15 protein-coding genes and 3 tRNA genes are annotated in these 23,286 nt (G+C 60.7%); 14 read left to right on the forward strand and 4 right to left on the reverse strand.

The window, feature by feature from the left end; genetic code table 11:
- Position 1 precedes the first annotated feature (1 nt).
- From pflB to BN1969_RS02315, 4 genes are all read left to right on the forward strand, one after another.
- Complete coding sequence (gene pflB / locus BN1969_RS02300) at positions 2–2,233, forward strand: formate C-acetyltransferase (RefSeq protein ID WP_050625368.1); 2,232 nt, start codon at positions 2–4, stop codon at positions 2,231–2,233.
- 348 nt (positions 2,234–2,581) lie between these two features.
- Positions 2,582–3,391, forward strand: coding sequence for a peptidoglycan editing factor PgeF (gene pgeF, locus BN1969_RS02305; RefSeq protein ID WP_050622808.1), 810 nt, complete (start codon positions 2,582–2,584; stop codon positions 3,389–3,391).
- A 14-nt stretch (positions 3,392–3,405) separates the two neighbouring features.
- Positions 3,406–4,926, forward strand: a complete 1,521-nt coding sequence (locus BN1969_RS02310) for an ABC transporter substrate-binding protein (RefSeq protein WP_050622809.1) — start codon at positions 3,406–3,408, stop codon at positions 4,924–4,926.
- 145 nt (positions 4,927–5,071) lie between these two features.
- Positions 5,072–8,776, forward strand: coding sequence for a phosphoribosylformylglycinamidine synthase (locus tag BN1969_RS02315; protein WP_050622810.1), 3,705 nt, complete (start codon positions 5,072–5,074; stop codon positions 8,774–8,776).
- Positions 8,777–8,870: 94 nt separating this feature from the next.
- Here BN1969_RS02315 and BN1969_RS02320 read toward each other — a convergent pair whose 3' ends face one another.
- Together BN1969_RS02320 and BN1969_RS02325 are read right to left on the reverse strand one after the other, a co-directional pair.
- Entirely contained in the window at positions 8,871–10,148 is a 1,278-nt protein-coding gene (locus BN1969_RS02320) for an SLC13 family permease (RefSeq protein WP_050622811.1), read from the reverse strand.
- Between the two features lie 91 nt (positions 10,149–10,239).
- Positions 10,240–11,676 (reverse strand): M20 family metallopeptidase, encoded by a 1,437-nt coding sequence (locus BN1969_RS02325; RefSeq protein WP_050622812.1) that lies wholly within the window; start codon positions 11,674–11,676, stop codon positions 10,240–10,242.
- A gap of 330 nt (positions 11,677–12,006) precedes the next feature.
- Here BN1969_RS02325 and BN1969_RS02330 point away from each other — a divergent pair, with 330 nt between their 5' ends.
- From BN1969_RS02330 to BN1969_RS02360, 7 genes are all read left to right on the forward strand, one after another.
- On the forward strand, positions 12,007–13,311 hold the full coding sequence (locus tag BN1969_RS02330) for a helix-turn-helix domain-containing protein (RefSeq protein ID WP_050622813.1): 1,305 nt from the start codon (positions 12,007–12,009) through the stop codon (positions 13,309–13,311).
- Positions 13,312–13,351: 40 nt separating this feature from the next.
- Positions 13,352–14,023, forward strand: coding sequence for a beta/alpha barrel domain-containing protein (locus tag BN1969_RS02335; RefSeq protein WP_050622814.1), 672 nt, complete (start codon positions 13,352–13,354; stop codon positions 14,021–14,023).
- Positions 14,024–14,126: 103 nt separating this feature from the next.
- Entirely contained in the window at positions 14,127–14,357 is a 231-nt protein-coding gene (locus BN1969_RS02340) for a hypothetical protein (RefSeq protein WP_050622815.1), read from the forward strand.
- Between the two features lie 141 nt (positions 14,358–14,498).
- Positions 14,499–14,575 (forward strand) — tRNA-Met (locus BN1969_RS02345).
- Between the two features lie 37 nt (positions 14,576–14,612).
- A tRNA-Glu gene (locus BN1969_RS02350) sits at positions 14,613–14,687 on the forward strand.
- 22 nt (positions 14,688–14,709) lie between these two features.
- A tRNA-Val gene (locus BN1969_RS02355) sits at positions 14,710–14,785 on the forward strand.
- A 414-nt stretch (positions 14,786–15,199) separates the two neighbouring features.
- A complete protein-coding gene (locus tag BN1969_RS02360; RefSeq protein WP_050622816.1) occupies positions 15,200–19,153 on the forward strand; it encodes an S-layer homology domain-containing protein in 3,954 nt (1,317 codons plus the stop codon).
- 80 nt (positions 19,154–19,233) lie between these two features.
- On the opposite strand, the gene BN1969_RS02365 is transcribed toward BN1969_RS02360, so the two are convergent.
- Positions 19,234–19,653 carry a hypothetical protein gene (locus tag BN1969_RS02365; RefSeq protein ID WP_050622817.1) on the reverse strand — a complete coding sequence of 140 codons (420 nt, stop codon included), beginning with the start codon at positions 19,651–19,653 and terminating at the stop codon, positions 19,234–19,236.
- A gap of 376 nt (positions 19,654–20,029) precedes the next feature.
- Between BN1969_RS02365 and BN1969_RS02370 the strand changes: the two genes are divergently transcribed.
- Genes BN1969_RS02370 through BN1969_RS02380 form a run of 3 tightly spaced genes read left to right on the forward strand, consistent with a single transcriptional unit; the run spans position 20,030 to position 22,209 of the window.
- The gene (locus BN1969_RS02370; RefSeq protein WP_077138677.1) at positions 20,030–20,395 is read left to right on the forward strand and encodes a cupin domain-containing protein; all 366 of its coding nucleotides are present in this window, start codon (positions 20,030–20,032) and stop codon (positions 20,393–20,395) included.
- A 30-nt stretch (positions 20,396–20,425) separates the two neighbouring features.
- Positions 20,426–20,914, forward strand: a complete 489-nt coding sequence (locus BN1969_RS02375) for a TRAP transporter small permease (RefSeq protein WP_050622819.1) — start codon at positions 20,426–20,428, stop codon at positions 20,912–20,914.
- Between the two features lie 2 nt (positions 20,915–20,916).
- On the forward strand, positions 20,917–22,209 hold the full coding sequence (locus BN1969_RS02380) for a TRAP transporter large permease (RefSeq protein ID WP_050622820.1): 1,293 nt from the start codon (positions 20,917–20,919) through the stop codon (positions 22,207–22,209).
- Between the two features lie 109 nt (positions 22,210–22,318).
- On the opposite strand, the gene BN1969_RS02385 is transcribed toward BN1969_RS02380, so the two are convergent.
- Entirely contained in the window at positions 22,319–23,209 is an 891-nt protein-coding gene (locus tag BN1969_RS02385; protein WP_050622821.1) for a LysR family transcriptional regulator, read from the reverse strand.
- Positions 23,210–23,286 lie beyond the last annotated feature (77 nt).

The raw sequence follows: 23,286 nt of genomic DNA on the forward strand, positions 1-23,286 counted from the left end.
GATGGAAAATCAGGCATGGAAGGGCTTTCATGGCGGCGAGTGGCAGCGCAGCATCGATGTGCGCTCCTTTATTCAGAAGAACTGGACCCCCTACGAGGGGGACGGCAGCTTTCTTACCGGCCCCACACAGCGCACCCGGGCGGTGTGGGAGCGGTGTGAGGACCTGCTGCGCCAGGAGCTGCGGAAGGGCGTGCTGGATGTGGAGACCCACATCGTCTCCGGAATCGACAGCTTTGCCCCCGGCTATATCGACCGGGAGAACGAGGTCATCGTGGGCCTTCAGACCGACGCGCCCCTCAAGCGCATCGTCAACCTGTACGGCGGAACCCGGATGGCCCGGTCCGCCCTGGAGCAGTACGGCTATCGCCTGGACCCGGAGATCGAGGACCACTTCTCCCAGTACCGCAAGACCCACAACGAGGGGGTCTTTGACGCTTACCCGGAGCGCACCCGGAAGGCCCGCCACGCCGGCCTGCTCACCGGCCTGCCGGACGCCTACGGCCGGGGGAGGATCATCGGGGACTACCGCCGGGTTGCCCTGTACGGCATCGACCGGTTGGTGGAGGAAAAAAGACGGGACCTGGACGCCCTGGACGGCCCCATGGACGAGGAGCGCATCCGCCTGCGGGAGGAGGTCTCGGAGCAGATCCGGGCCCTGGAGGAGATGAAAAAGATGGCCGCACGGTATGGGGTGGACCTGTCTCGCCCCTCCGCCACTGCCCGGGAGGCGGTGCAGGCGGTCTACCTGGCCTATCTGGCAGGGATCAAGGAGAACAACGGGGCCGCCACCTCCCTGGGCCGCACCTCCACCTTCCTGGACATCTACCTCCAGCGGGACCTGGAGGCAGGGGTCATCACCGAGGAGGAGGCCCAGGAGCTGATCGACCAGTTCATCATCAAGCTGCGGCTGGTCCGCCACCTGCGTACGCCGGAGTACAACGAGCTCTTCGGCGGGGACCCCACCTGGGTCACCGAGGCCATCGGCGGCATGTCTATTGACGGGCGCACCCTGGTGACCCGAACCTCCTTCCGCTATCTCCACACCCTGGGCAACCTGGGCAGCGCCCCGGAGCCCAACCTCACCGTGCTGTGGTCGGAGCACCTCCCCGCCCCCTTCAAGGCCTTCTGTGCCAAAATGTCCATCCTCACCGACTCCATCCAATACGAAAATGACGACGTGATGCGCCCGGTGTATGGGGATGACTACGCCATCTCCTGCTGTGTGTCCGCCATGGCGGTGGGCAAACAGATGCAGTTCTTCGGCGCCCGGTGCAACATCGCCAAATGCCTGATGTACGCCATCAACGGCGGCGTAGACGAGCGCACCGGTGAGACGGTGGTCCCCGGCATCCGTCCCATCCTGGACGAGGTGCTCTCCTATGAAGCGGTCCGGGCCAACTATGAGCAGGTGCTCTCCTATGCCGCGGAGCTGTATGCGGACACGGTGAACATCATCCACTACATGCACGACAAATACGCCTATGAAGCCAGCCAGATGGCCCTCCATGACACTCAGGTGGAGCGGCTCACCGCCTTCGGCATTGCCGGCCTCTCCGTGGCCGCCGACTCCCTTTCCGCCATCCGCTATGCCTCCGTCCGGCCGGTACGGAATGAGGCCGGGGTGGCGGTGGAATTTGAGACGGAGGGGGATTTCCCAAAATACGGAAACGACGACGACCGGGCGGATGACGAGGCGGTGTTCGTGGTGCGGACCTTCATCCGGGAACTGAAAAAACACCCCCTCTACCGGGGAGCGAAGCACACCCTGTCCGCCTTGACCATCACCTCCAACGTGATGTACGGGAAAAAGACAGGCTCCACCCCCGATGGGCGCAAGCTGGGAGAGCCCCTGGCCCCCGGCGCCAACCCCATGCACGGCCGGGACGAGAACGGGGCCCTGGCCAGCCTGAACTCGGTGGCCAAGATCCCCTATCGGAACGTGTGCCAGGACGGGGTCTCCAACACCTTTTCCATCGTTCCCCACGCCCTGGGGAGGGACCAGGGGGAGCGGGAGGCCAATCTGGTGGCCATTCTGGACGGCTACTTCTGCCAGGGGGCCCACCACCTGAACGTGAACGTGATGGACCGGGCCACCCTGGAGGACGCCATGGAACACCCGGAGAAATATCCCAGTCTCACCATCCGTGTCTCGGGCTACGCGGTCAACTTCAACCGCCTGTCCCGAGAGCAGCAGGAGGAGGTCATCAAGCGCACCTTCCACTGCGCCCTGTGAGCCAGAGAGCCCCGGCGGTGACACCGCCGGGGCTCAAGTACTTTTGAGCGGCCGCACAGGCCGGCCGCCGGAAAGATGCTTTGCAGAGGTCCATAGGAGGCGACCGCCCCACAGGGGCACAGGGGCCTGCAGGGTGATATTCCTTCCGGCCCCTGTGCAGGGCGCCCGCTTCCGGCTGCGGGGCAGGTCCCGGGCAGCAGCACGCCGGAGCGCCCCATTGGGAAAAGCGCCCGCCCCGCCAGGAAAACGTGCCCTCTTTTCTCCCTTGTAACGGGTTGTCAGACGGAGGATTTTAGGATACAATAAAGTGCTAAGGTCTTTACATCTCGGCAAAGGAGGGGCACACCTATGGAGGTCACCCTGCGCACCTGTCAGAGCGTCCCGTTTTACGCCTGTGGCGGCTTTGATCCATCCGTCTGCGCCCATGGCTTCTCCACCCGGCTGGGCGGCGTCTCTCCCGCTCCCTGGGACAGCCTGAACCTGGGTGCTAACCGGGGGGACGCCCCGGAACGGGTGGCGGAGAATTTCCGCCGCTTCTGCTCTGCGGCGGGGGCCGACCCCGCCGCCCTGGTGAAGAACCATCAGGTCCACGGGGATCTGGTGCGGCCCGTCACCCGGAGAGATGTGATGTCCAGCTCCGCTGAGCCCGGCGTGTATGAGGCGGACGGCCTTATCACGGACGAGCCCGGCCTGTGCCTGACCATCTTTTCCGCCGACTGCATCCCCGTGCTGCTGCTGGACCCGGTGCGCCGCTGCGCTGCTGCTGTCCACGCCGGCTGGCGGGGGACCGCCCTGGGCATCGCAGCCCGGGCCGCCCTCCGGATGCGGGAGGACTACGGCTGCCGCCCGGAACATATCCGGGCCGCCATCGGGCCTGGGATCTCCCCCTGCTGCTTTTTGACCCGCGACGACGTGCCTGGTGCCCTCCGGGATGGGCTGGGCAGTCAGGCGGAGACCTGCATACGCCCGGCGGAGGACGGGCGCTGGCACGTGGACCTGAAGGGGGCCAACGCCCTCTGGCTCCGCCGTGCGGGGCTCTCACCGGAGCACATCGCCCTCTGCCCGGACTGCACCGCCTGCCGCACCGACCGCTTCTGGTCTCATCGGGTGATGGGGGAGCGGCGGGGCAGCATGGCCGCCATTATCCAACTTTTATGACTGTGAGGTTCCCCATGGGTCGTCGGCGTATTTTCCTGCTGCTTCTCAGCGCGGCGCTGGCCCTGTCCCTTGCCGGCTGCGGCCAGGCGGAGCCCCCTTCCGCCTCCGGCACGGACTTCTCCTCTGCGGCGAAGGAGGAGCAGGCCATCCCCGCCTCTATCCCCTTTACCCTCGCCTTTTACCCCGAGTACACGCTCCACCCCGCCCGGGCGGCCAACCGGGCAAATCTGACTCTGGGCTCCCTGCTCTATGAGGGGCTCTTCTCGGTGGACGCCTCTTTTCAGGCCCAGCCCCTGCTGTGCAGCGGTTACACCGTCAGCGAGGACGGGCTGACCTGGACCTTCACCCTGAGGGAGGGGATCACCTTTTCCGATGGCACCCCCCTGACGGGGACGGTTGCCGCCCAGGCCCTCCGGGACGCTATGGCGCCGGACTCCCACTACGCCCAGCGGCTGGGGGGCGTGCGGTCGGTGGCCGCCGGAGAGGGGACGGTGACCGTCACTCTTTCCACCCCCAACGGGGCGCTGCCGGTTCTGCTGGACATCCCCATTGCCCTGGGAGACGGGGACCGCCCCCTGGGGACCGGCCCCTATGTGCTGACGGAGGAGGCAACAGGGGAGACCGTCCTCACTGCCCGCTCCGGCTGGTGGCAGGGCAGGTCCCTCCCATTCCAGACCATCCATTTAGCCTCGGTGGGGCAGGCGGACGACCTGATCTCCTCCTTTGACGCCGGGGACATCACCCTGCTGGATGCCGACCTCACTGGCACCAACAGCCTGGGCTACTCCGGCAGTTATGAGGCATGGGATTACAGCACCACCAATCTGATCTATCTGGGCTTCAACACCCAGCGGGGACCTTTCCGCTCCGCCCAGCTGCGGCGTGCCCTGTCCCGGGGCATCGACCGGCGGTCCATTGCGGAGATCTCCTTTGCCCACCACGCCGTCCCCACAGCGCTACCCATCCACCCTGACAGCCCGCTGTACCACCAACTGCTGTCAGACTCCGCGGACTACTCCCCCGACGATCTGGTGAAGGGTCTGGAAGGGCAGCAGCTGGGCAGCGACGGGCTGGTCTTTCTGGTGAACAGCGAGAACAGCAGCAAGGTGGCCGCCGCCCAGCGCATCGTGGACCAGCTCTCAGGGGCCGGAGTGTCCATCTCTCTGGAGCGCCTTTCCTGGACCGAATATCTGGCCGCCCTGGAGCGGGGGGACTTTGATCTGTATCTGGCGGAGGTGCGCCTCACCGCCGACTTCGATCTGACTCAGCTGGTGGGAACGAGGGGCGGCCTGAATTACGGCGGCTGGTCCGACCCGGCCACCGACGGCCTGCTATCCGCCTTCCGGGCCGCGGGCGCGGAGCTGCGCTCCTCTGCCGCCGCCTCACTGTGCTCCCACCTGATCCAGAACGCCCCCATCGTCCCCATCTGCTTCAAAAACGGCTCCGTGCTGACCCAATGGGGACGGCTAAGCGGACTGGACCCAGTGCGGGACAACGTGTTCCATGGGCTGGAGAACTGGGTCCTGGACCCCTGACCGCCCGCTCCAGCGTGGGAGGTCCACCGCCTTTCCCATCCTGAACTATCCACAAAGGTTTCCCTTGCGCGCCCCCGCTCCCCCGGGGGCGGGACACACAGACGGATCGAAACATAAAAAATAATATATATCTGGAGGAATGGACATGAGCGTACTGCGCTGTTATTCACAGAAAAAGACCGGATTCGATGTGGAGGCCCAGGGGCTGCTGGGTGCTCTGCGGGACCAGCTGGGCATCCGCGGCCTGGAGTCTGTGGTCATTCTGAACCGCTACGACGCCGACCAGATCGACCCCGCGATCTATGAGCAGGCCAAGGGCATCGTCTTCTCCGAGCCCCAGGTGGATGCGGTGTATGACGAGACTTTCCCCGTCCCCGAGTATCCCCACCGCATCCTGGCGGTGGAGGCCCTGCCGGGGCAGTTCGACCAGCGGGCCGACTCCGCCGCCCAGTGCATCCAGCTCATGGCCGGGGTGGACCGCCCCCTGATCGCCTACGCCAAGGTGTACCTGCTGGGCGGCCGGCTCACTGAGGAGGAGCTGGACAAGATCCGCCGCTACCTCATCAACCCGGTAGAGAGCCGGGAGGCCTCCATGGACAAGCCGGCCACCCTGGTCCGCACCCACGAGGCCCCCGACCATGTGGCCGTGATCCAGGGCTTTACCACCCTGGACGAGCCCGGACTGGCCGGCCTGCTCTCCCAGCTGGGGCTGGCCATGGACCTGGACGACCTGAAGTTCCTCCAGGCCTATTTCCGGGATGAGGAGAAGCGGGACCCCACCATCACGGAGGTCCGTGTGGTGGATACCTACTGGTCTGACCACTGCCGCCACACCACCTTTTCCACCCACATCGACCGGGTGGAGATCCTGGACCCCGCGGTGGACTCCGCCTACCGCCGCTACCTCACCGCCCGAGCGGAGGTGTACGGACCGGAGAAGGCCGCGGCCCGGCCCCAGACCCTGATGGACCTGGCCACCATCGGAGCCAAGGTGCTGAAAAAGCGGGGCTTGCTCCAGAACCTGGACCAGTCGGAGGAGATCAACGCCTGTTCCATCCACGTCACCGCCACGGTGGACGGGGAGGCGCAGGACTGGTTGCTCATGTTCAAGAACGAGACCCACAACCACCCCACCGAGATCGAACCCTTCGGCGGCGCGGCCACCTGCATCGGCGGCTGCATCCGGGACCCGCTTTCCGGCCGGGCCTATGTGTATCAGGCTCTGCGCCTGACCGGGTGCGGCGACCCCCGCGCCCCCTATGACCGGACCATGGAGGGCAAGCTGCCCCAGCGCAAGCTGGCCACCACCGCCGCCGCCGGCTACTCTTCCTACGGCAACCAGATCGGCCTGGCCACCGGCCATGTGGCCGAGGTGTACCACGACGGCTATGTGGCCAAGCACCTGGAGGTGGGCGCCGTGGTGGGCGCCGCGCCGGCCTCCAACGTGGTGCGGGAGCGTCCTGCCCCCGGGGACGTGGTCGTCCTGCTGGGCGGCCGCACCGGCCGGGACGGCATCGGCGGAGCCACCGGCTCCTCCAAGAGCCACAACAAGGCTTCCCTCACCACCATGGCCAGCGAGGTCCAGAAGGGCAACGCCCCCGAGGAGCGGAAGATCCAGCGCCTCTTCCGGGACAGCCAGGTCACCCGCATGATCAAGCGGTGCAACGACTTCGGCGCCGGCGGCGTCTCCGTGGCTATCGGCGAGCTGGCCGCCGGCCTGCGCATCGACTTGGACGCGGTACGCAAGAAGTATGACGGCCTGGACGGCACCGAACTGGCCATCTCTGAGAGCCAGGAGCGCATGGCAGTGGTGGTGGCCCCGGAGGACGCGGACCGCTTCATCGCCGCCGCTCAGGCGGAAAACCTGGAGGCATACCCCGTGGCGGTGGTCACGGAGAGCCCCAGGATGGTGATGACCTGGAAGGGCCAGACCATCGCCGACCTGTCCCGGGCTTTCCTGGACACCAACGGGGCGGACAAGCACACCTCTGTCACCGTACCCGACCGCTCCGCCGCCCAGCGGCAGCCCTCCCCCCGGTTCCAGGACCTGCGGGACATGGCCTCCAGCCTGAAGTGCGCCTCCCGCCGGGGACTGACCGAGCGGTTTGACGGCTCCATCGGCGCCGCCTCCGTGCTCATGCCCTTCGGCGGGAGCACCCAGCGCACCCCGGCCCAGTCTATGGCCGCCCTGCTGCCCGTGCTGCCCGGCCAGAGCACCGACCTGTGCTCCGTGATGGCCTGGGGCTTCGACCCAGACACCATGGTCCGCGACCCCTTCACCGGTGCGGCTGCCTCAGTGGTGGACTCTATGGCCAAGCTGGTGGCCGCCGGCTGTGACCGCCGCCAGGCCTACCTCACTTTCCAGGAGTATTTTGAGAAGCTTCGGGACGAGCCCCTGCGCTGGGGCAAGCCCTTCTCTGCCCTGCTGGGGGCCATGGACGCCCAGCTGGGGCTGGATGTGGCTGCCATCGGCGGCAAGGATTCCATGTCTGGCTCCTTCCTGGATCTGGACGTGCCCCCCACGCTGATCTCCTTCGCCATCGCCCCCGCCAAGGCCGGGGAAGTGCTTACGCCCGAATTCAAGGGGGCGGGGCACCCGGTGTATCTGCTGCCCGGCTTCCCCTCCTATGGGGAGCTGAAGACTGCCTGGGACTCCTTCCACCAGTTGTGCCGCCAGGGCAAGGTGAAGGCCGCCTGGGCGGTGGAGGCCGGCGGCGTGGCCGAGGCGGTGATGAAGATGTCCTTCGGCAACTCCATCGGCTTCCAGGCCGATGTGGATGCCGCCGCTCCCTGGTACGGCCCCTGCTCCGGCGCCATCGTGTTTGAGCTGGAAGGGGAGGAGTTCCTCCCCGGCATGGCCTGGCGCATCGGCACCACCACCCAGGAGCCAGTCATTACCATCGGGGAGGACACCGCCTCCATTGCCGAGCTGCTGGAGCGGAACGAAGGGGTGCTGGAGCAGGTGTATCCCACCCAGGCGGGAAAGACGGAAAAAGTGGAGGCCATCTCCTGCGGGGAGCGAGCCCCCATCGTCTGCCAGAGCCGGACGGCCCGGCCCCGGGCGGTCATCCCTGTCTTCCCCGGCACCAACTGCGAATATGACACCGCCCAGGCATGCCTGCGGGCGGGCATCCAGCCCGAGATCGTGGTGGTACGCAACCTGTCCACCGACCTGCTGGCCCAGTCCGCTCAGGCCCTTGAAGAGGCCATCCGCCGCAGCCAGATGGTGGTCCTGCCCGGCGGCTTCTCCGGCGGCGACGAGCCCGACGGCTCCGGCAAGTTCATCGCCTCCTTCCTGCGCAACCCCCGGCTGACCGATGCGATCCATGACCTGCTTCGGGACCGGGACGGCCTGATGCTGGGCATCTGCAACGGCTTCCAGGCCCTCATCAAGCTGGGGCTGGTCCCATACGGGGAGATCCGCCCCATGGACGATCAGTGCCCCACTCTGACCTACAACCTGATCGGCCGGCACCAGAGCCGGTACGTCACCACCCGGGTGGCCTCGGTCCGTTCCCCCTGGATGCTGAAGTCCCAGGTGGGCGACCTGCACGCCATCCCCATCTCCCACGGCGAGGGCCGCTTTGTGGCCTCCGACGAGATGGTCCGCCGTCTGATCCAGAACGGCCAGGTGGCCACCCAGTATGTGGACGGGGCGGGCGTCCCCTCCCTGGACATCGACGTCAACCCCAACGGCTCCATCATGTCCATCGAGGGCATCTTCTCCCCGGACGGCCGGGTGTTCGGCAAGATGGGGCACTCGGAGCGGTACGGCGACTTTGTGGGCCGGAACATTCCCGGAGATAAGCACCAGCCGCTGTTCGAGTCCGGTGCGGAATATTTCAAGTAAAATGTCAAAAAACACTCCCCCGAACGCAGTAAGCCTTCGGGGGAGTGTTTTGTATCCAGGGAGCTGTCGGCGCGCGGTTCCATTTAACACAAGTTTACATGGGGTACAGGGTCATAGCGATCAGGGTGCCCACGATCCCGCGGACCACGCCGGGAATGAGTCCGACTTTCAGGCAGGTCTTAGCGCTGTATCCGCCAGCATTCATCGCCATAGGGACCACAGCAGTGGCCATGGGGGTGACCAGAGAGGACATGGTGGACAGCGCCACCAGGATGATGGGACCGCGGGGGTCACAGCCGATAGAACTGCATGTAATGACCACCAGGGGGATCAGCACCGTGCTCACGGCCCGGTTGTACAGCAGGGAGGTCATCAGGAAGCCCACCACATAGAAAGTGAAGCCGACAATATAGCCGTTGGTAATCCCATCCAGCATCTTGGAGAACACATCGGCCAGCATTTCGGCGGCACCGGTCTGGGCCAGAGCCGTTCCAAATGCGGACACACCCACATATAGCAGGACGGTGCTCATGTTCATGTTTTCAATGGCTTCCCGCTCTGTCAGTACCCCGGAGGCCACCAGAACGATGGCGCCGATCAGCGTCACCTGCCAGGAGGTATAGCCCAGCATCAGGCCGAGAATGACGGCCACGAACACACCGTAGCCCAGGAACTCCCGCACCGGACTGAGGGGAGCCTGCTCCTGGAGCTTGCGCCCGCCGATGGCCGTAATGGGCCGCTCCGGCTGATCGGGGAGGAAGCGAGGAACAACAAAAATGGCCAGCAGGATAGTGACGATCCCCACCGGCAGGAAGACCGCCGTCTCGTTCCACATGTTCAGCTGGGTAGAGGTCCACCCATAGGACTCCATGTACCCGTTCTGCGTCACATACCAGGCGGCATAGGGGCCGATGGGCTCGATGATGAAGCTGGTGGAAACGGCCGCGATGGCAATGGGGTACATCATTTTGGAGGGACTGATGTTCATTCTGTCGCACATGTTCTGGACCAGCGGGTGGACCAGCGCGAAGATGGCCACGATACTGGGCACGAACTGTCCAATGATGCAGGTGATCACCACATAGGACGCCAGTACCTTGGTGAAGGAGCCCTCCGTGACCTTGTACAGCAGCCTGGTGACATTATTGATCATCTGGGTCCGGGTCAGTCCCGCGGCCACTACGAACATGGAGGCCATGGTGATGACCGTGTTGCTGCCAAATGTGGCAATGGCCGCACTGCTGTCCAGGCATCCGAAGAGCACCAGGGCCACCATGGCCGCCAGCGCGGTAAAGGACATGGGGATCTTGTTCGTGAAGAACAGAACAAGCATCACCACAAACAGCGCGATACAGATTACAATAGGTGACATTCTTTTTTCCTCCTCTGCTTTTCTCCGTCTCAGGCTATGCCCGCCCCTCCCTACCAAGCGGGCCGCTTTTCCGTGCGCCGGCCAGAGCCGTTCAGTCGATCCTGGGCTTTACCTCCGGCGGTATGGGGGACGCGTATTTCTGACCACCTGTGCGTTGGCAGAATTCCTCCTGGGCCCGGCGTATGATCTCGGGGTCCTCCAGCGCGTCAATGGCCGACCCGGCCATGACCTTGGCGGCATAAAGCATCCCCTTTTTTGCCATAGCAGATTTCCCTACAGCTACCATCTGCCAGGAGTGCATGGGCACTCCTGCTGGCATGGTGGCGGCATTGATCTGCGCTACCGGGCAGTTCCAGCTTACATCGCCCACATCGGAGGAGACAAAGCCCTGACGTTCTCTGGCCAGCGGGAGCACGATCCTATGGACCAGGGAATCGGCATCCGCCGCCACTCTGGCACGCTCCTCCGGGTCGGTAATCTCAGCGGCCACAGTATCGAAATAAGAGTGTACTGGGCCCAATGTCTCCCGAATGCGCCGGGCCAGTTCCAGGTCCTCCTCCTCCAGCTGGACAGGGGCGACCTCCACCAAGTTTCGCTGCATCAGCTGGTTGAGCTCCGTGTTAATGAGCATGTTGGAGCATGATTTGATAAATGTGATCTCCACCTCTGTCCCTGTCATCATTGCCGCTCCTCTGGCAATTTGATTGACCCGCTGGTAGAGCTCCTTTACCTGAGGCAGCTGGACTGCTCTCAGCAGATACAGTGCCTGGGCGTGGGACTGCACTACACCAGGGGCATTGCCTCCTGTATCAGTGATGGCATAGTGGATGCGGGTGTCTGTGGGGACGTGTTCTCGCAGGAACTGCACTCCCACATTCATCAGCTCCAGGGCGTCCAAGGCGCTCCTTCCCAGCTCGGGAGACATGGCTGCGTGGGCCGACACTCCCTGGAAGCGGTAGCTGATCTGGTAGTTGGCCATGGTGCTCTCCGTAGAGACGCTATTTACTTCCCCGGGATGCCAGCTGAAAGCGATGTCCACTCCATTAAACACGCCATCCCGCGCCATGAATCCTTTCCCGGACCCGTTTTCTTCCGCCGGGCATCCGAAGAATTTGACGGTGCCGGGGAGGCCGGAGTCCTGCAGGTAGTGCTTCAGGGCGATGGCGGCGGCCAGCGAGCCGACCCCCAGCAGATTGTGCCCGCACCCGTGTCCGGGGCCGTTCTCTTCCACCGGCCGCTTTTCGTCCGCTCCGGCCGCCTGGCTGAGACCGGGCAGCGCGTCAAATTCTCCCAAAAATCCGATCACCGGCCCGCCCTGGCCATAGGTCCCGGAAAAGGCGGTGGGGATGCCGGCCAGCTCCCGCTCCACCTGAAAGCCCTCCTGCTCCAGCGTCTTGCCATAGAGCTCAGCGGCATAGCGCTCGTGGAACCCGGTCTCCGGGTGGTCCCACAGTGTGTCGCTCATGGGCCAAAGCAGCGCCTTTTTTTCCTCAATGACCTCCAGCGCCCGCTCCTTTTTTGTCGCCATTTACTCGTTCTCCTTCCTACTGCTCCTGTCTCGGAATTATTGGAAATTAAATATATAATTACAGACATGTTTCGGAAATTATGGTGTAACTATACTATTTCCATGCCCAGACTGTCAATAGAAAAGGACAGCATTTTTTAATTTCCCCGTTTATTACAAATATTTTGTTCTTGATTTAGTCAGATCACCAGCTTTGTCTTGCATATCTGGCCGTTCTTTTGGACATCTTGATTTGACGACACGCAGAAAAGATTTTCGTCTTATTTTGCGTCATACGCTTGTCTGCGCGGAGCGGTTCCGATATAATATGAGCTGAGGTGATCGGTCCCAATGAACTCTGTCGGCATTTTTACCACCACACGCTCCCTCCAGCACATCATGGACATCGATCAGGAGATCCGCACCTTCTGCAATGTCACCTACCTGCCCTATACCACTCTGGAGCACCTGCTCTATCTCTATGAGCAAAACGCGGAGCAGTTCGATGCCCTGATATTCAGCGGTTCCTACCCTTATAATGTCATCCGAAAGCGATTTCCCAGTGTGGAAGAGATCCCCCATTCCTACTTCAATATCTCTGACCGAGACTACTATCAGCTGATCGCCCACCTGGCGGTCCAAAATCCGGAGCTTGATTTCTCACGCATTTACTTCGACCGGCCGGAGATCCCAGTAGATTTCCACTCTATCTTTCTCAGGGACGGTGTCCCTCTCTTGGGCACCGCCCCCATCGACTGGAGCACAGTGGACGCCGCGGACTGGTATCAGCCTCTCAAACTGTACTACAAAGAGATTTGGGACAGCGGAAAGGTGGACCTGCTGGTGACCCGTTTCGGCAGTATGGAGGACTACTTCCGTCAGCACAATATCCGCCACAGGTTCCTTTTCCCCTCTCCCGGTTCTATGCTGGAGACCTTCCGCGGTCTGGTCATGCAGCTGCGCACCCAGTCTATGCATGATTCCGCCGCCTGCCTGGGGCTGATCCGTTCCATCATGCCCCTGTCCAAGGAACAGTGGGCCGCACTGGGGGACCGTCTTCAGGCCTGCAACAAACAATTCGGCACCCCCTTCCTCATCTATGAGCACGGGGAGCACTATGAGATCACCACCAATATTTCAGTCCTGAAAGACCTCACGCAGCAGTACACCATCTGTCCTGTGACTGCCTTTCTGGAGGCGGGACTGGATTTTCCCATCTGTACCGCCTGGGGCTGTGCCGGCAACGTAGTGGATGCCCACCGAAACGCCCAGCGGGCGCTGAAAGAGGCGCTGCTGTGCAAGGGGTCCGCCGCCTTTATCGTGATGGAGGACAACACCATCATCGGCCCGCTCTCCAGCGTCCGCCGCATTTCCTATACCGATGCGCCCGATGAAAAGCGGCTGGAGCTCAGCCACCGTCTCTCCATCTCCCCCCTCTATTTGAGTAAGATCGTCTCCGTCCTTACCCAGAAAGGAAACGACACTCTCTCTGCGGAGGAGCTATCCTTCTATCTGGATATCACCCCTCGCAGTGCTCTCCGGATCCTATCCAAGCTGGAGGCCGGCGGCTACGCCTCTGTACAGTTCCGGCGGCAGCTCAACTTGAGAGGCCGCCCGGCCAAGATCTATCAGATCCACATCCAGGACCTGACCTGACGCCCCCAAACCTGTCTCATCCGCAGGAGGTACTACGCCTATGAAAAAGATCCCTACATACAGCGGGACTCTGCGCAGCCATTTGCTGGCCGTCCCCCACTGTATTTCAGAATGCAGCGGCATCCGCATCTTTGGCCGCCGCATCAAATCCCTGGTGTTCACCACCGATGTGGCCATCATCAAGAACGTCAACGGAGACGCCATCATCGCGGTCTATCCCTTTACCCCCCAGCCCTCCATTGCCCAGGCCATCATCAGTGTGGCCGACGTCCCGGTGTTCGTGGGCGTGGGAGGCGGGATGACCAGCGGCTCCCGCTCCGTCCGGCAGGCGGAGTACGCAGAGCACCAGGGGGCCTTCGGCGTTGTGGTCAACGCCCCCATCACAGACGAGACCATCACCCAGATCAAGCATGTGGTGGACATCCCGGTCATCGCCACCATCATCTCTTCTGAGATGGATGTCGCCGGGCGTGTCCGGGCCGGAGCCGATATTTTGAATATCTCAGGGGCCGCACGCACCCCTGAGATCGTGGCCAAGATTCGAAAAGATTTCCCAGACATCCCCATCATTGCCACCGGGGGCCCCACAGAGGAGGACATCCTCCGCACCATCCAGGCCGGAGCCAACGCCATTACTTATACCCCTCCCTCCACCGGTGAGCTGTTTTCCGTGCGGATGCACCAGTACCGCGCCCAGTTCCATCCGGAATAAAAGGTATGACCGCCGCCGCTTTTAAGCTGTTTTTAATGCTGGCTTTCTCCCCCTTTCAGAATCAAATGGTAGGATAGCGTCAGTAGGAAGGAGGAAATTCAAAATGATTACCCTATTCACGCTGTCTCTGCTCTGCCTGGCTGTGATCCTGGTCCTGGGCGTGGTGCTGACCATCCTCAGTGTGCCGTTCCTGGTCATCCTGGGCCTGCTGCCCTGGCTTCTGCGCATCGCCGCCGCGGTCCTGCTGATCCGCGGACTGCTGGACCATCCCTTCCGTTGGGAAAATCTGATCCCTGCCGCTGTCGCCTTTGGGCTTTCTGTTCTTCTGCACTGACCTAAAGAGCAGGGGCGGAGCCCCCTTCGTCCCCGCTCTTTTCCCACCGGAAAAAATAACAGATTTTCTTGCAAAAAAATGTTGACAAATCGGAACACTTCGGTTATACTAACTCTTGCCCTGTTCGAGACGGGCAGACATGGCGGCATAGCTCAGTTGGCTAGAGCATGCGGTTCATACCCGCAGTGTCCCCGGTTCAAATCCAGGTGCCGCTACCATTACAATCTAACAGAGCATTGGCTCTGAGCCATATACGGCCCGGTGGTCAAGCGGCTAAGACACCGCCCTTTCACGGCGGTAACACGGGTTCGATTCCCGTCCGGGTCACCACCTTTTTTTGAGCCGTCCATATGGAGGCATAGCTCAGCCGGTAGAGCGTCCGCCTCACACGCGGAAGGTCACAGATTCGAGTTCTGTTGTCTCCACCAAGAGGAAGAGTGCCACACCAATAGGTGTGGCACTCTTCTTATATTGTTCTGAGACGGGAACGATTTCCCTGTCCCTGTGAAACAAAATGCAGGATCTGCGCAGCAATTTTCTCTGGGTATCATAAGAACACCGATTTGCGCGATGTCTACCAAAAGTCTACCAAAAAAGGGCGGCGGGGGCCTGGAGTTTCAGGGCCCTGCCGTTCCTTCTGTTTTTGCGTGTCTACCAAATGTCTACCAGGGAAACTTTTTAGGCGTGATCCCAGAGATTTTTCCCCTGATCTTCCCCTTTTTATAACCAATTCCTCCTGTGCCAGAAGTGTTGTACAGGCATAGTGGGCCGAAATGTTCTGGAAAAGGCCCGGTTTGTCAGAAAACAGCGACTTTTGTCAATATAAAAAGGAGGAATATCCAATGAGAAACCTGAAGCGTGCTCTCAGCCTGGCTCTGGCTTCCGTTATGCTCCTGGGCATGATGGTCGTGGGCTCCAGCGCTAAGGGTATCGACGATTTCACCGACAAGGCCGAGATCGTCAATCAGGATGCCGTGGCGGTCACCTCTGCCATCGGCATGTTCGAGGGCTACGAGGACGGGTCCTTCGGCCCCGAGAACGTAGTCACCCGCGCCGAGATGGCGGTCATCATCTGCACCATGCTGTACGGTGCCGGTGTGAACGTCAACCAGTTCGCAGAGACCAGCGTGTTCACCGACGTCCCCGCCTGGGCGGAGGGCTATGTGAACCTGTGCTCCAGCCTGGGCATCGTGGCCGGCGTGGGCGACGGCAAGTTCGACCCCAACGCCACCGTGACCACCGCGCAGGCCGTGCTGATGCTGTGCCGCGCCCTGGGCTACTTCCAGAGCGCCGCTGACTTCGGCAATGACTGGATGCTGGCCGCCACCGCCAAGGGCACCGCTCTGGGCCTGTACGGCGACCTGAAGCTCACCGCCAACGCCGGGCTGACCCGCGACAACGTGGCTGAGCTGGTGTTCAACGCCCTGACCAAGGCCGTGCCTGTTCAGTACAACGAGCTGCTGGGTGTGTACTACAACGAGAACCAGGGCATCATCTACTCCCTGGAGTTCAACTACCTGCAGACCCTGGGCTACAAGAACTTCGACCTGGTGTACCGCACCGACACCGAGACCATCTACGGCCGTCCCGCCACCACCTGGGGCACCGGCTCTTACAACGCCCGCACCGATGCCGGCACCACTCAGAAGGACGAGTATCTGACTGAAAACGGCGGCCTGATCGCCGACAAGGTCCGGATGCTGGACAAGGACGAGATCATCACCGTCCCCAACACCCCCGACTACATCTACACCAACGGCACTGATGAGTCTGACGTGTATGCTGATCTGGGTGCTGCCGTGTGCAATGACGCCCGCGGCCAGCAGGCTGACGAGGAGTACACCTGGACTGCCTTCATCAACGGTGAGGAGCAGGATGATGAGATCATCCCCGGGAAGAATGTTGATGAGAAGTGGGAGTACACCGACAAGGGCGCTGTCGTGGAGATTTACATCGACGACTACACCCTGGACGTGACCGTGGTGGAGATCAACTACTACCTGGGCGAGGTCTCCAACGTGAAGACCGATGATGACGACGCTGACTACATCACCGTCCGCGCTCTGTCTGAGGAACCCAGCCTGGACGACAACACCTTCTACACCACCGATTTTGCTGAGGACGACTATGTGGTCTTCACTGTGGACTTCAACGAGGACGAGGACTTCTACATCTGCGAGCTGATGGCCCCCGAGACCGTCACCGGCCAGGTCACCCGCGTCCAGAATGAGGACAACAGCGAGAATACCTATGTGCGTCTCAGCGGTGATGACGGCAAGTACTACTACACCGCTCTGGATACCCACATGGTCTATGATGTGAGCGATCCTTCCTGGGGCGACAAGCACCCCGAGCTGAACGTGGAGTACGTTCTGTATCTGACCCCCGAAGGCTATGTTCTGGGCTTTGAGCCCGCTGAGGAGTCCATCGATCAGTACCTGTATGTGGACGACTCCGACGAGGAGCTGAAAGACTGGGTGGCCCGCGTGTACCTGCCCGACGGCACCACCGCCAAGGTGGACGTGAAGAGCAAGGTCCGCGACCTGCCTGAGCTTGAGGACGGCGACTTCTGGCCCACCAACTTCAACTCCAATGGCTTCGATGCCGATGACGAGATCCAGTGGGTCAAAAAGGATGAGAAGACCGTCAGCGGCATTGACAACCTGATCTGGAAATACTCTGTGAGCAATTCTGACGTGTACACCCTGACCTATGCCGAGGATCAGTACTACTATGACGGCGCTGAGATTCACAACGGCAAGGCCTACATCGACGCCGGCGACGAGGACTTCAAGCTCATCGTGGACCGCAAGACCATCTTCGTGGATGTGAACGGCGAAGTGGCCTATACCGGCTATGACGAGGTCCCCAATGTGGAGAACGCCGAGATCGCCTATGTCCTGGACGGCGACAACAACGAGAAGGCGGATGGCAAGATCGCCGAGGTCGTCTTCATCCTGGACGGCGAGATCTATGACGACAACGCCACCTATTTCGTCCTGGCCGACACCGACCGCGAGTCCGGCGACTATGACGATGACGACTACTACTGGGAGTATGAGAACGCCTATGTGGACGGCCAGAAGCAGAGCGTGTTCGTGACCTATGACGCCGTGAACGATCTGTACGGCAGCCCCAGAACTGTCCTGAAGGAAGGCGTGCTCTATAAGGCCACCCAGACCATCGAGGACGGCCAGTACATCTCCAAGCTGGAGGAGGCCGCCGCTAAGGTGAGCGGCGAGCCCACTGCCGTCGGCGACAATGCCTTCTGGATCGACGATGCCAACGATAAGGAGCACAAGTTCGACACCGACGAGGAGACCATCTATGTCACCGTCCGCAAGCTGGTGGACGTGAAGGGCAATGTGGAGTGGAAGATCGACGATGGTGACATCGACGATCTGAAGGACCTGAAGTCCGACAAGAACACCACCTACTCCGCCAAGGATGCCTGGGTTATGAAGACCGTTGATGACGAGACTGCCCGTCTGGTGTACATCTTCTGGACTGAGACCGAGAAGGGCGACACCCGCGATATCACCTTCACCGGTTCTGACTTCACTGTGAAGTCCGAGTCCGCCACCACTTCTGTGGACGGCAAGGTGGCCACTGTCAACGACAAGGGCATGGATGCCAAGTTCTCTATCAGTGCTGCTGACGGTTATGACCTGGTCTCCGTGAAGCTGGAAGACGGCACCGTACTTACAGCCAAAGACGGCGTCTACACCATCAAGAACGTCACCAAGGACATGAAGGTCGAGGTGACCACCAAGGCCATCGTGAAGGCTGACGGCACTGTGACTCTAAACGGTGACGGCACCATCACTGTGACCTACGAGGGCGAGATGCCCGCTCTGGAGGCAGCCATTGCGGCCATCGAGAAGAAGCTGGCTGACGAGGGTTACAAGAACGTGACCATCAGCAAGGCCGGCTCCACCTATACCTTCAGCGGCCAGGATAAGCTGGGCTATGACAGCAAGTTCACCTGGGATGTCGACACTGATCTGGTCGAGGTCATCACCTACACCCTGAACGGAAAAGAGACGACCGCTCCCGCAGGCGAGACGATCACGTACACTTCTAACTGGATCGTGGTGAACGGCAAGGGTGTTCAGACTGATGTCATCCCTGAGGCTGGCGATGTGATCGACACCGACATGTTGGCGATCACTGTGGATGGAGGAAAGCCTGAGTACATCAAGAATGGCTCCACCTACACCGTTGAGGCGAAGGATGGCTCCACCACCGCCAAGATCGGCGCTGACTATGTGGCCTATGGCGATGCGAGCGCCGCCCTGAATGCCGATACCGTCGTCACCACCGGCTTTGTGAAGTACACCATCATGAATGCGGATGATACCGAGTCCAGCAGCGATTACGTAGTTGCTGGCGAGGCTCCTGCCGCTGTGACCGGCGCAAACGGCACTGGCTTCATCTACACTGTGGGCGATGTTGATAAGGGCTATCTGGCATATAGTAGCGCTATCCCCGCTGCCGATATGACTGGCGATGTGGTCGTGTATCGTGGCTATGTTACTGTGACCTATGTTGACACTAATGACATTGGTATCACCGGTGAAGAGGTAGTCAAGTATAACGAGACTTCCCTCGAGGTGACCTATGGCGTGGGTGCTAACAAGCAGGTGGGTGATTCCGCGACGGTTGCGATTGCTGGTACTAATGTTACCAGCGATAATGATACTTTCTCTGTTATTGCGACCGATATGGTGCGTGAGAATACTCTGACCATTGATCCTGCCAGCGGAAATGTTACCGTTACTGCTACGATTTCCTGAGTAGATTTCTCTGAAATTTAAACTACTACGGAATCATAGAGCACCCCCGGGCCGAAGCCCGGGGGTGCTCTTATTACGGCTCAGGCATCCGCGTCCAGCAGGGCCAGCAGGGTGTAGCGCTCCCCGGCGGCGTTTGCGGCAAGCACCGGGTCGTCATTGGCCAGTTCCCAGCTCACGGTGCTGCCCTCCCATACAGCCCGGGATTTGGTGTCCACGTTCCCGTACCGCAGATAGATGTAGGATTCCCCCTGGATCGCACACAAAAAGGTCACGATCCCGCCCATGATCAGCACCGCCGCCGGCCTGTGGGGAAAGGTGAAGCTGCGGCCGCCGCTCCCCGTCCCCGTATAGGTGAGCATGTAGAGCTGGCAGTTGCGCGCTCTCAGCTCGTGGAGGGCCCTGTCGATCCTGGCGTTGTCCGCATTGAACTCGGTGCGCAATACCTGGTCCCGGCCCTTCCATTGATTCAGCTCATAATACTGTGTCTGTCCGCTTGCCATAAAAATTCCCTCCTGTTCTGACTGGGCCCGTCATATCCGGGCCCGTTCAAAACCGGAGGGAAACGCTGTTTTGTGAGATGTTTTGATACAAATTATGGAAGCTTGGCAGAACTATGCCCAGCTTACCTCCGCGGATACAGCACACCTTGGGCACTTTGCGGGTCATGCGCTGGGCGTCCCACCGCCGCCCCATCCACACCCCTGCTGAGATGGCGGGACGCCCTCTCAAAACGCATGGTCAAAAGCAATAGATGCTATGTGATATTGGTATTTGTCTTTTGTGCAGGTTTCTCGGATAATACAAGTACAAGACAGGCCGTTGGGAGGTGACACTGCCGCTGGACCCTCCCAGGGGAAAACGACGGGAGGTAACGGCATGAAAGTAATCGATCCATTTTTAGATGGAGAAGGAGTCTGGCAGGGGGACAGTCCCGGCACGATGCGCAAGCGATTCCAGTGCTTTGGCATCAAAAACTCGGTGGACTTCTGTTCCAATGTCACAGTGTACGCACCTGGAGAGGGGAGCGTGTTCCACAACCACCCCTCCTCTGAGGAGCTGAGCTATGTCATCAGCGGCTCCGGTGTGATCCAGGACATGGAGCAGAATGTGAAGGCCCATATCGATCAGGGAAAACTGATCCTGATAGACCGGGGTGAGATCCACCGGATCTTCAATGACGGAAGGGCGCCGCTGATCGTCCTTCTGGTCTGTACGGCGCACACTCCCATGCCGGAGGGCTGACCTGCACACAAGGAAATGAGGAGGTATAAAATGAAACTGCTGAAAAAAATCGACAAGAATCTGGAACGCTGGGTCATGTTTCTCCTGCTGGCGGGTATGACGCTGGTGCTGGGTATCCAGATATTCTGCCGCTTCGTGCTCAACAACTCGCTGACCTGGTCGGAGGAGCTGGCCCGCTTCATGTTTATCTGGAGCACCTTCCTCAGCATAGGGTTCTGTCTGAAGGAAGGGATCTCCCTGAAGATCGACACTCTGATCTCCCTCTTCCCCAAAAAGGTACAGGCGGTCATCCTGCTGTTGGGAGACGTTGTGATGACAGTCTTTTTCCTCTATCTGCTCCCCAGTGCCTGGGAGTTCGCCTACGCTTCAGTGGAAAACGGCCAGACCAGCGCCGCCTGCGGGATACCTATGTATTTTGTCCAGGGCTCCCTGATGGTGGGCTTTGCGCTGGCCGCATTCCGGGCGGCTCAGGGGGTATGGAGCAACCTGCGCACCCTGCTTCAGAAAGGAGATGAGTGAGTATGTCAGCCGTGGTCCTTTTTGTCCTGTTTTTTGTCATCCTGCTCTTCGGCCTGCCCATCTCGGTCACCATGGGCATCAGCTCCATCCTGCCCTGGGTCGTGGACAACACCTTCGCGGCCAATCTGGTCATGGTCCTGCGGCAGATGATGAGCGGCGTCAACAGCCTGACTCTGCTGGCCATCCCCATGTTTATGCTGTCCGGCACCATTATGGCCCGGGGTGGCATCTCCAAAAAGCTCTTTGACGTCTTTACTTATTTCGTGGGCAATGTGATCGGCGGCGTGCCCTGTGCCGTCATCATCACCTGCCTGTTCTACGGGGCTATCTCCGGCTCCGCCCCTGCCACAGTGGCGGCTGTGGGCGCCATGACTATCCCGGTCATGGTCAACCTGGGCTATTCCAAAGAGTTTTCCACCGCTGTGGTCACGGTGGCCGGCGGCCTGGGCTGCATCATCCCCCCCAGCATCCCCTTTGTGCTGTACAGCACCTCGGCGGGCACCTCCGTGGGCGATATGTTCATTGCCGGCATCGTGCCGGGCCTGCTGCTGGGCGGCCTGCTGATGATCTATGCGGTCTACTACTCCGCCCGCAGAGGGGAGGACCGGGTGCGCATCAAGGCGGTGATGGGGGAGCTGAGGGGACAGGGATTCCTCCGGCTGTTCCTGGACAGCTTCTGGGCGCTGCTCACCCCGGTCATCATCCTGGGGAGCATCTACGGCGGCATCGCCACTCCCACTGAGGCGGCGGTGATCTCGGTCTACTATGCCCTGTTCGTCAGCGTGTTCATTTATAAGACCATCAAGGTCTCGGAGATCCCCGCTGTTTTTATGGAGTCTCTGAAGACGATCGCCCCCATCCTCTTCGTGCTCTCCGCCGCCGTCTCCTTCGGCCGCGTGCTGGCCCTGATGAACGTGCCGCAGATGGTGGGTGCTTGGATCACATCCTCCTTCTCCAGCAAGTGGACGATCCTGCTGGTGGTCAACATCTTCCTGCTCTTCGTGGGCATGGTGATGGACGCCGCCCCGGCCATTCTGATCCTCACGCCTATCCTGGCGCCGGTCATGACCGCCATCGGGGTGGATCTGGTCCACTTCGGCATCATGATGGTGGTGAACCTGGCAGTTGGCTTTGTCACTCCTCCCGTTGGGATCAATCTGTTTGTCGCCAGCTCCATGACCAAGATCCCGGTGATCCGGATCGCAAAGGTCTCGCTGCCCTTTACCATACTGTTTGCCATCGGCCTAGTTTTGATCGTGATCTTCCCACAGATCTCGCTGTGCCTGATCCGCTGACTTCTGTTTCCTCTTCTCTTGCAGAAAGACGTTGCCCACTCTCCCCGGGCAGCGTCTTTCTGCTTTTCTATATATGCGGGACATCGCGCCCCTGTGCTGTGGGAACGGTTCAGGAGGGAAGCTCGCCCACCCGGTCCATAATGTAGTCCCGAAAATTTTTGACCACTGGCCGCAGGGTCTCCCCCTTGGGCCAGCACATGAACATGGGGCGGTGGAGCTCCGAATTCTCCAGCGTCAGGGGGACCACATCGTAGATGCTCAGCTCTGTCATTCTGGGCATGAGGGCCACGCCCAGACCAGAGGCTACAGCACTGGCCATCACCTTTTCCGTGTCCACCTCCTGGATAATGTTGGGGGTGAGCTGAAACCGGCGGAAGACGTCGTCTATCCAGTACCGGGTCCCGCAGTTATAGGTATAGGAGACCATGGGCTCCCGAATCAGATCCTGGAGCTTCACACTCCCGCGCAGAGCCAGGGGATGGCGGCTGGAGACCACGGCGACGATCTCCTCGTCAAAAATGTGAAAATATTCCAGTTGGTCGCTGTCCATTCGGGCGCCGAACCCCAGGTCGAGAGTCCGGTTGGCAAAGGCGTCAATGATCTTTGCCGCCTGCTTTTCACTGAACTCAAACTGGATGGCCCGGTTGTCCTCATTTTCGTAAAAGCCCTTGATCATATTGGGGATAAAGCGGTTGCTCACGGTGTAAGCCAGGGCAATGCGGATCTTGCCCATGTTGGGGTTGAGCATGTTTTTCAGCTCCTGGTTGGCCAGCTCCAGCTCCGCGGTGATCCGGTCCACATGGATCAGGAACTGCTTTCCGTATTCTGTGATATCAATATTCCGCCCCACCTTGAAGAAGAGAGGGACGCCCAGCTCACGCTCCAGATCCCCGATGGAATGGCTCAGGCTGGATTGGGCGACCAGGAGCTGTTCTGCGGCTTTGGTATAGTTTTTCAGCCTGCTGATGGCCTGAAAGTAATACAGCTGCTGAAGATTCATGTCAGCGGTCCCTCCCCGGAATTTGGGTCAAATTTTGTCTAAAATTATTATAGCACCCCTTTTTCCACAGCGTCAAG

It is taken from the genome of Clostridium phoceensis (genome assembly GCF_001244495.1).
In the GTDB taxonomy this organism is placed as follows: Bacteria; Bacillota; Clostridia; order Oscillospirales; family Oscillospiraceae; genus Lawsonibacter; species Lawsonibacter asaccharolyticus.